Origin of the sequence: Paraburkholderia sp. SIMBA_053 (genome assembly GCF_046534895.1) — a bacterium.
Taxonomy (GTDB): Bacteria; Pseudomonadota; Gammaproteobacteria; order Burkholderiales; family Burkholderiaceae; genus Paraburkholderia; species Paraburkholderia caledonica.
Window position 1 is genome coordinate 1 of the sequence record NZ_JAWRXU010000073.1, and the last position, 543, is coordinate 543.

The 543-nt window shown below is 53.4% G+C and carries 1 protein-coding gene; it reads right to left on the bottom strand.

Translation table 11 applies throughout. The features are described from left to right. Nucleotides 1-189, bottom strand: a 189-nt coding sequence (locus tag SB753_RS34610) for an enoyl-CoA hydratase-related protein (protein ID WP_410804537.1), incomplete at its 3' end; no start/stop codon positions are given. Nucleotides 190-543: the final 354 nt, after the last annotated feature.

Consider the following 543-nt stretch of genomic DNA (forward strand, 5'->3'; position numbering starts at 1 on the left):
GCCCGCGCCGGTCAGCACGAGTACTTTTGCATCGGCGTCCAGTTCCAGCGTTTCCAGAACCTGCACCATTTCGCTGTTGAGCGTGGGGCTCATTGCATTGCGCTTCTCGGGACGATTAAACATCACCCATGCAATGCCTTCCTGGACCTTTACGTCGACCGTTTTCCAGCGACCCTCATAACTTGCCATGTTCGTAGCTCCAGCGCTTTTTGCGCGTATCAATGTGTGTCGTGATGTGCGAGTACCCGATAACGTTTCCGCTTGCGTCCGAAGCGGCGTTTCGTATCAGGTAGCCTGATACAAGTCTAGTATCAAGCGGCCTGCGACACAATCGCTATGTGATCGGGGAAAACCCTTGGCGCTGCCATTGCCTTTCGTCATTGCGCTCGATACCTGGGGTATTCACCAAACACGCGGTTCTTGTTTTGTCAGGGTGCCTGATATTTAATATGCTCGATCGCAGCGAACTTCCGCGCGTTCTCCCGAACGCGCTTTTCTTCGCTCTGAATCTCAGGTGGCCTGATACATACGACGTTGAAGCAT